The sequence below is a fragment of the Planctomycetia bacterium genome (genome assembly GCA_034440135.1).
GTDB lineage: Bacteria > Planctomycetota > Planctomycetia > Pirellulales > JALHLM01 > JALHLM01.
On sequence record JAWXBP010000071.1, the window covers coordinates 1 to 8,109 of the forward strand.

Here is an 8,109-nt window from a genome sequence, read left to right on the forward strand (position 1 = left end):
CGACGACTGGGTGATGACATGCGACAACTGTCGCGTGGCAACATTCGGCGCTTGCAAACGCCGACGCCAAGCATAGAACGACGCCGTCGACACGCCGGCGGAAGTGTACTTCGGCGACTTCGCCAAAGTATCGCAACCGCGCCGGCTGAGCACGGACATGTCACACCAGTGAGGTGAACGAACGCAGGAGCCTTGCGGGCTTTAGGCAGTTTTTGGGGTTCCCCCTCGGGGGAACCCCAAGGCAGAACATTCTTACCCATAGCAAATACCAGCCCTTTATTGGTCCAGCGCTTGGGGTCCACTTCAGGTTACATTATAGGGGACTGGCAAACGATTTTCCGTGAATCAACCGAACAGCGCTGCCAGCGGAAAGTCCAAAGCGACGCATCAAAGGCACTCGTGTCACCTCCGGGCGATTGCTAGTGTTCAAGAACCGATTGTCCTCTAGTTCCTGCGATGCATCTGGTTGCTAAGTACACCCGCATAACGTTTGATGCGGGGTGCCACTGGCGGCTTGTCCGCAAGTGCTGGAGTTGGGCTTGCTAACGAGAACTAAACCGAACTGGCGGACAAGCCGCCAGTGGCAGCCATCGCATTATTTCTTCTGCGTGTGCACTTAGTCGCAGCAAGAAGCCATTCGTTACCACCGCGGCTGCGCAGTCGATTGCAAGACGGCGCGCCAGAGGTCGCTCGACGTCTCCATGGCCTTGGATTGCTTGACGACTGCCGGAATGGGCACATGCACGATGCGGTCCGACGCGGATCCGATCATGACGCCGGTCTTGCCCGCCATCGCCGCATGTACGGCGTTGCGCGCCATATGATCGCACAGAAAACGATCGTACACGTTGGCGGGAACACTGCGAATGAAATAGCTGGGGTCAAAATACTTCAGCGCGATCGGCAGTTCACGCTGTTTGAAATAGTCCATGATCTGATCTCGGAGGAACGTGCCAATGTCTTGATGAAGCAGATTCCCCGAGGCATCGCGGGACTGATTTGCGCCCTCAAAAAGATACTGTCCTGCTCCTTCGGCGACAACGATCACCGCGTGTCCCGAGTTGCGCAGCCTCCGCTCCAGTGCCGCTAGAAATCCCTCTGCTCCTTCCAGTGGAAACCGAACCTCGGGCACCAACGTGAAGTCGACCTCCTGGCTGACGACCGAGGCCCCCGCTGCGATGAAACCCGCGTGTCGCCCCATGAGTTTGACGAGGCCGATACCGTTGATGGCGCCGCGGGCCTCGACATGGGCCCCCTGAATGACCTCGGCGGCCTTCTCCAAAGCCGTCGCGTAGCCAAAGGCCAGCCGCACAAAGGCGATGTCGTTGTCGATGGTCTTGGGGATTCCAACCACTGCAACATTTGCTCCTCGGCCCTCCAATTCTTGGCTCAGTGCGTGTGCGCCCCGTTGCGTGCCGTCTCCGCCAACACAAAACAAGATGTCGATGCCACGGGCCTGAAGAAAGTCAGCCATTGCGGCCGGCTGTTGAGCGCCACGCGAACTACCCAGAATGGTGCCGCCCAGTTTGTCGATGGGCTCGACGAACTCCTTGGTCAAGCTGATCGGCTCAAGGCCGGAATCAAGAGTCAGCCCAAGATACCCGTTTCGGATCCCCATGACGCGGTGAACTCCGTAATTCTCGAAGAGTTCATAGAACACCGAGCGGATCACGTTATTCAGACCCGGGGACAGGCCGCCACACGTCACTACGGCCGCCGTCGTATGCTCCGGCCGAAAGTAGATGCGTTCTCTGGGACCCGCGACTTCGAGCGACAGTTGCGCTTCGATGTCAGATTCCGGACGCACCGTTACATCGAGTCGAATGCGCTGCGAGTCCACGGCAAAGTGACTGGCCTGCCCTGCGCTCGACGATTCGAGTTTCAGCGGCGAAGGATACTGGCATGCGCCGAGCGCCTTCACGATCAAATCCTGCGGCGTGAGCATGGATCCATTTCTTGAAAAGCTGGGTGACCGTGAGGGGTGGAGCATACTTTATCCGCTCGACTGCGAGTGTGCAATTTGGCCTGGCGGCGGTACACTCCTTGAATTCAATCGACGAGGCGAGCGATTTCAGCCATTGAGCATGGCAGTCGCGTAGCCCCACGTCATGCAGATTTCGCATTGGACGCGATGGCCTTCATTCTCGCTCGCAATTGGCACGAGTCACAAAACGAGCGTGCTCAGGCTTTTCTCGGGATGACTTCAACGATGACTCCGTCACTTTCTCGCACTTCCGTGTTGCCGCGAGTTTTTCTGGAGTCTTTTGCGGTGCGAGACATCGCCGAACCATTGGCATCCTTCGACATCGACGCGCCGACATCCCAGGTTCGCGCCATGATGGATACGAAGGGAATTGCGGTCGTTGGAATTCGGCGCGACGGGCTCGTCACGGACTACGTTACGCGTCAGTCACTTCAGGACGGCACTTGTGCACAGTATGCAGTTGCAATCGATGAGAATCTTGTTGTGGACGAGTCGACGACGTTGTTGGAATCCATCAGGCGATTGAATCAATCGTCGTTCTGCTTTGTCAGGTTGCTGGGGGAAGTGGGTGGAATCGTCACCAGCGACGATCTGCAGAAGGCGCCAGTCCGAATGTGGCTCTTTGGGCTGGTTACGCTGATTGAGATGCGATTCGCAGTGTTGATCACATCACACTTGCCTGGGGACGCGTGGAAGGATCACGTCTCGCCTGGAAGACTGGAAAAGGCACAAGCGATTTTGGACGAACGCCGACGCAGGAATCAGTCTCCACAATTGTTTGATTGCCTGCAATTCGCCGACAAGGGCAAGATCATTGCCTGCCACGAAGGTATTCGAAACGCCACCATATTTAGTTCCCGTCGGCAGGCCGAAGAAACGACCAGGAGGTTGGAGAGCTTACGTAACAGCCTCGCACACGCGCAAGACATCCTTTCGAACGATTGGGAGACAATCATTCAGCTTTGTGACTTCGTCGCCCATCAGAGTACCAAGCATCTCGATACTCTTTAGGGAACCGTGTTGCTCAGCGCCGCGAACGTTGCTTTCGTCTTCAAAGTCGACGTGCGGCCTAGCCCCGCTCCTCTCGTAGTGCGTGTCCGTTTGGCGGAATGATTGTCGGGCATTGACGTGTTCCGCAGGAGGGTAGGATTGCCGCGCTCGTTGGCTCAGCCGCACAACAGGACCGTCAGCGCCTGCGCGGCGACGATGCGCAACAGCATGGTCCAGGGGTACACGGCCGCATAGGCCACGGCAGGGGATTCGCACTGGCAGATATTATTGGCGAATGCCAGCGCTGGAGGATCGGTTATACTGCCGGCGAGCATTCCAGACAAATCGATGAAGTTCATCTGGCCATACTTGCGGGCCGCGATGCCGACGACGAGCAATGGCACGATCGTCACACAAGCGCCGATCAGTGAGCAGAGTAGACCGATGGTGCTAAATGCCGTCGCAAAAAACGTGGGCCCCGCCAGTAAGCCGACGCTGGCAAAAAACAGGGCAATGCCAAACTCACGAAACGCGAGGTTTGCGTTCATGGGCCTATGCCACACGAGCCGCCCAATCTTGCCCAGCCGCCCGACGACAGTGCGACGGCATGCGACGACTGTCGCGTGGCCACATCCGGCGCTTACAAACGCCGACGCCAAGCATAGAGCGACGCTGTCGAAACGCCGGCCTGTCGGCAAGCCTTTTCGCCGTTACCAGCAAATTGCCTGTCGAAGCGAGTCATTTCAATCCGTCCGGCTCGCCGTGATCTGGCTGACTTTGCCATCGAGAAAACCGATGCTCAAGCCAAGGTTCTCGTACGCTGCATAATGAAGGTGTGCCGGAATGTTCGGCCGCCGTGGGTCGGGCTGGCCATAAGCGTCGGTCACTTCTTGTTCGCTGGAGCCGATCTGAATCCCCTTGTCGGTCTGGCCGGGAAATTCGTGGCGGGTGAGCGACGCCGCGTCGTACGGGTTCGCGATGATCATGCCAAGCTTGTTCGGTTCGCGACCCACGAGCACGAGTTGCAGGCCCTTCGACGCGTAGTTGAGATAGACCTCGTGCAGCGTGAATTCCGGTTCGCCCAGGATCGCCACGATCTGCTGGCGGGACATGCCAAATTTGATGTCGCCGATGCCGACGCCAGCCGTGATCGTCAACTTCGCCGCTTCCTCGGCCCCTGGCGCCGCCTTCAATTGATCGGCCGAAAGACCGACGACCTGGTAGCCGGGCGGAATCGTCAGATCGAACAGCGCCTCGTCGAGCGGCACGTCGAACTCGATCTCTTCCAGCACGATCGCCGTGCTTTCCTGCAACGGGCGAATCTCCATCCGCGTGGGCAGCTTCGTCACGGGATCGCTCCAGACCTTGGCGTCGACGCTCCACGTGGCGTTGCCGGCGATCTTCACGTCCGCTCGGCCTTGCGCACCAGGGCAGAGCCGTCCCAGTTTGTCGGTATAACCCGGGATGGGCGTGGAGGCCGCATCCGCCAGATCGCGAAAGATGCCGTAGAAGTCGAGCGCCTGGCTCAGGCCCCGTTGCGGGATGCGATAGGCCGACAACGTACGGGAATCCAACATCACTTCCTGCCGCTGCGATGCATCCGCGATCACCGCGGCGCCGTTCCCCTCGAAGCGCGTGCGCGTACCGGAAACCAGCAACGTGCCCCCTTCGCGCGGATCGACGACCACGGCCTTCAAAGTGCGCGTGGCATTTACGCGCGCCGCCAGCTCCGCGAAGGCCACGGACGAATGCGACTGCGTGAAAAACGCCGCGAGCCCCAAAGCGCCGACCACGGCGGCCGCAACCAATCGCATGCCGACAGCGCGGCGGCGGCGCTGCGCGGCACGCGTCACTGCGGCGCGAGTTCGTACGCTTAACCCCACAGGCAGATCGCCGGCATCGATGGCCTGCATCGACAAGGTCGCCCGTGCCAACCGGTCGCCATCGTGACTTTCTTGATTGATGCTCATGGCTTGAACTCCCGCGTGGGTTTGTAGGCTTCGAAGCGCGCTTGCAACGCCGTGCGAGCGCGGTGCAGCAACACGCCGAGATGATTCACGGTCACGTCGATCGCGGCCGCCGCTTCGCCGCCGGATAGTTCTTCAATTTGCGTCAACACAAACGCTGCGGACTGCGGTTCCGGCAACTCGGCGAGCGCCTCGCGGAGTAGTTCCAGGAACTCGCTGGCTTCGGCCTGCGCATCCGGTTCGAACTCTCGACCGGTGGAAATCAGTCCGACGTCGAGCTCTCCGGCGCGTCGCCGTTCGCGCATCCGTCGGCGCACGGCGTCGATCGAGCGGGCCGCGGCGATCCGTTTCAGCAATGCGCCGGACTGGCGAATCCCGCCGCCGCGATGCAGCGAGGCGAATTCCACGAAGGCCTGCTGAAAACAGTCCGCGGCATCGGGCCCGTCGTTCCCGACCAAGCGCACGACCAACCGCCAGACCGCCTGGCCATGTTCTCGTAGCACCGCATCAATGTCGTCCGCCGAACCCGATCGCAATGGCGACTCCTTGCTCTACTTATGAGTCGCCTGGGGGCGGGAAAGATTACAGGAAATTTCGACAGATCGCGTGACGCCGTCATCGATCCATGCTAAGCTCAAAACCACGGGGCAGCGAGCAGGAACCGCATTCGCCAATGTCGCACTCTCACGACACGCCCGGCGCCGCAGCGCCCTTCGCGGGCCCGCGCTTTCGGCTCTGGCATCTCTTCGCTCTCACCGCATGGGCCAGCATTGGCGCGGCGATGTTCCATTACTGGGACGGAACGCTTGCGGCCGGAGTGTTTTCCTTGGGCACGCTGGCACTTGCCGCACTTGTTTGGCGGTCGAGCTGGCTCTTCGCTGCTTCCATCGCTTGGGTTTTCTTGCTGTTTCTATTTCTGCCCGCATTGGACGTTGATCGCGGGCCGGGCCGTCGTGCGCAATGCCTCAACAATCTCAAGAACATCACCCTGGCCTTACAAAACTACGAATCCGCACACGGCGCGTTCCCGCCGGCGGTTACTTTTGACAAGCACGGCAAACCGATGCACAGCTGGCGGGTGTACATCCTGCCGCAGTTGGATCGCAACGATCTCTACAAGCGCTACCGCTTCGACGAACCTTGGAACGGGCCCAATAACAGCCAATTGCTCAGCGAGCATATGGGTATCTTTTATTGCCCCTCCGACGTGCGTGGCACGGATGACTTTCACACCAGCTACGTCGCCGTCGTGGGAGATCACACCGTTTGGCCAGAGAAAAAGTCCATTGGGTACGAAACGGTAAGGCAACTCGACGGCGCGGAGCGTACGCTATTACTCATTGAGACGCACAACAGCGGCATCCATTGGATGGAACCGCGCGATGTAACGCTGGCCGATTGCATCAACGGCACTCACGGCCCGCGCGCGGGAAGTTTGCCGGGCGGCAACTGTAACCATCCTAGCTGTAGCGTCGTTTCCTTCGTCGACGGTCATATCAGCGTACTGCCCGACACGGTGACCGCGACCGAACTCAAGGAATTGCTGACCATCGACGACGAAGCGCCGACGGAAACCAACTTCGAATGGGCGCCTTAAAGCATCATGGCACTAATGCTCCGTCGCACGTCGCTATTCGTGTGAATGACTAGAGGCGGGTGCCTGGGGCTGGGGCCATCACGTTCGGTAGCCGAGTCGAAGTAGCTGGGGCATCGTGTCGAATCGTTGACACGGCCAATGCTGCCCCAGCATGCTGGACCGTGGCGACCACGACACCAGTGCCCTTGCCCCAGGCGCCGACCTCTTTCGTGGCCCCGAAGATCGAGGTGTGACGGATTCTACTACGCGCGAGTGGCGAGGAGCAGCGACGTGTCGTTCGCCGAAGGCGCCGTGACGGGGAGCGGGGCGGGGCGGCCGTAGTAATAGCCTTGGCCGTAGTCGAAGCCGAGTTGGGCGCAAATCTTGGCCTCGCCGTCGGTTTCGACGCCTTCCGCGAGCGCCAGGATGCCCAATTCGTGGACCATGTTCACGAGCGCACCGAGCATCTGAGCGCGCTTGCCGCAGCTTTGGTCGATGCCGCGGATGAGCTGCATATCGAACTTGACGTAGTCCGGCGAGGCTTCGGCGAGCTCTAGGAGTCGAGCCTGGCCGGCGCCGAAGTCGTCGTACGCGAGCCGCATCCCGTAGTCTTTGAGCACCGCGCGAAGTTCGCGGATGGAATGCAGATTCGTCACGGCGCCTTCGTGGATTTCGATCACCACGGGACGCCCGCAGACGATGCCTGCCAGTTCCTTGATCGATTCAACGAGTTCGGGCGTGACGACTTCCACGGGGTGCGTATTGACGAAGTACCAGTGATCGAGCGGCATCACCGCGAAGCTGCGGCCCGCTTCGTTGCGGAGCAGCGTGCTGAGCTCGACCAGCATGTCGACCTTGGTCGCGACGCCGAACATGTCCTTCGGACTTTCCAGGCCTTCCACCTGACCGCGGCCGAGCAACTCGTAACCGTGGGTGCGATGGCTGCGCAGGTCGATGATCGGTTGGGCCACGCTCGTTACGGCGCGCTCATTCAATAGGCGGTCAAATAGCAACAGTTCCATCGCCCAGGCGGCGGGCAATTGCGCTACGGTGCGGCCGTTCGGATTTTCGGCCATGACACGATGATTTTGGCCGACGCGAAACACCGAGCTGGCGAACTGCAGCAGGTCGTCGCGCATCAGGCGAATCGTGCCGTTGATGCGGCGACCGTTGACCAGCGTGCCGTTGGTGCTGCCGAGGTCACGGACCATCAAGGCGTCTTCAATCACCGATAGCTCGGCATGCTCCTTGGAAATTGAGCTGACCGGCAGTTGTAACTCCAGGCCGACGTTGCGGCCCACGCGAAAGGGAGTGCAATGGACGGGTACTTCGCCTTGCGAACGACCGTCCTCGCCGAAGCGGGTCAGGAACCACGTCGCGTTTTCGAGGGCAGTTGGATTCTTCATGCGTGCTGATTCCCCAAAGCCGCCGAGGGATCAAGCGCCGGCTTCGCCCGACATCGGACGACTGCCGCCCGCACGTGCTGCCCGTCACTAAGGTGATCGCCGCCTAAAACTACGTGAAGCTTATCTTGCAAAGCAACGAAAAGCCGTCCGCGATGCGGGATTTTGCGTCAGAGCGAAGCGTCCGTC

General features: G+C 60.1%; 7 protein-coding genes. 2 read left to right on the forward strand and 5 right to left on the reverse strand.

What is annotated here, in order from left to right; all coding sequences use genetic code 11:
* Positions 1 to 640: 640 nt before the first annotated feature.
* A complete protein-coding gene (locus SGJ19_03890) occupies positions 641 to 1,990 on the reverse strand; it encodes an ATP-dependent 6-phosphofructokinase (protein MDZ4779375.1) in 1,350 nt (449 codons plus the stop codon).
* A gap of 141 nt (positions 1,991 to 2,131) precedes the next feature.
* On the opposite strand from SGJ19_03890, the gene SGJ19_03895 reads away from it, so the two are divergent.
* The gene (locus SGJ19_03895) at positions 2,132 to 2,995 is read left to right on the forward strand and encodes a hypothetical protein (protein MDZ4779376.1); all 864 of its coding nucleotides are present in this window, start codon (positions 2,132 to 2,134) and stop codon (positions 2,993 to 2,995) included.
* 155 nt (positions 2,996 to 3,150) lie between these two features.
* On the opposite strand, the gene SGJ19_03900 is transcribed toward SGJ19_03895, so the two are convergent.
* From SGJ19_03900 to SGJ19_03910, 3 genes are read right to left on the reverse strand one after another with little or no spacing between them, the layout of a single operon-like run.
* Positions 3,151 to 3,672, reverse strand: coding sequence for a hypothetical protein (locus SGJ19_03900; GenBank protein ID MDZ4779377.1), 522 nt, complete (start codon positions 3,670 to 3,672; stop codon positions 3,151 to 3,153).
* A 45-nt stretch (positions 3,673 to 3,717) separates the two neighbouring features.
* Entirely contained in the window at positions 3,718 to 4,944 is a 1,227-nt protein-coding gene (locus SGJ19_03905) for a hypothetical protein (GenBank protein MDZ4779378.1), read from the reverse strand.
* A complete protein-coding gene (locus tag SGJ19_03910; GenBank protein MDZ4779379.1) occupies positions 4,941 to 5,477 on the reverse strand; it encodes an RNA polymerase sigma factor in 537 nt (178 codons plus the stop codon). The genes SGJ19_03905 and SGJ19_03910 overlap by 4 nt, the downstream gene beginning before the upstream one ends.
* A gap of 137 nt (positions 5,478 to 5,614) precedes the next feature.
* On the opposite strand from SGJ19_03910, the gene SGJ19_03915 reads away from it, so the two are divergent.
* A complete protein-coding gene (locus SGJ19_03915; GenBank protein ID MDZ4779380.1) occupies positions 5,615 to 6,538 on the forward strand; it encodes a DUF1559 domain-containing protein in 924 nt (307 codons plus the stop codon).
* Positions 6,539 to 6,780: 242 nt separating this feature from the next.
* Here the strand turns inward: SGJ19_03915 and SGJ19_03920 are convergent, their stop codons facing one another.
* Positions 6,781 to 7,923 carry an EAL domain-containing protein gene (locus SGJ19_03920; protein ID MDZ4779381.1) on the reverse strand — a complete coding sequence of 381 codons (1,143 nt, stop codon included), beginning with the start codon at positions 7,921 to 7,923 and terminating at the stop codon, positions 6,781 to 6,783.
* Between the last annotated feature and the right edge of the window lie 186 nt (positions 7,924 to 8,109).